Here is a 558-nt window from a genome sequence, read left to right as displayed (position 1 = left end):
TCAGCGGCAGGAACATCGGCGAGTCCCCGGCCTGGCCTGCTGTCAGCAGCGCGACCAGCGGGAGCCCGTTGCCGTCGACGAGCTGGTGGATCTTCGTCGACAGGCCGCCTCGGGAGCGGCCGACCGCGTGATCAGGCGGCTCGACGCCCGGATTCGTGYAATTCGATCCAGCCCCCTGTGAGGCGCTTCGTGTTCGTCGCGTGCTGATGCGCGCGGGCGATCGTGGAGTCCACCGACAGCGACCACTCCACCAGCCCCGCCTCGTCCGCGGCGGCGGTGAGTGTGGCGAGCACCTTGTCCCAGGTGCCTTCCGTGGCCATGCGGTGATGCCAGGTCCATACCGTCTGCCACGGCCCGAACACCTCCGGCAGATCCCGCCACGCGATCCCGCACCGATACCGGTAGACGATGCCCTCGACCATCAACCGCGCGTCCGCGAAGGGCCGTCCCCTGCGCCCGGTCGGGCGCGGCAGCATCTCCTCGAGCAACGACCACTGAGCATCCGAGAGCACCTGAAACCGCGTCACGACCTCAGACTCTCAGCGCGCCGCCGAACTA

The 558-nt window shown here is 69.1% G+C and carries 1 pseudogene; it reads right to left on the bottom strand.

Annotated elements, in window-relative coordinates:
* Positions 1 to 527 (bottom strand): annotated as a pseudogene (locus B5M43_RS15475) (IS5 family transposase); the annotation flags it as partial.
* Positions 528 to 558: the final 31 nt, after the last annotated feature.

Origin of the sequence: Microbacterium sp. MEC084, from assembly GCF_004514465.2 — a bacterium.
GTDB lineage: Bacteria > Actinomycetota > Actinomycetes > Actinomycetales > Microbacteriaceae > Microbacterium.
The sequence above is the reverse complement of the archived record's forward strand: the minus strand, read 5'-3'. Positions and strand labels throughout refer to the sequence as shown.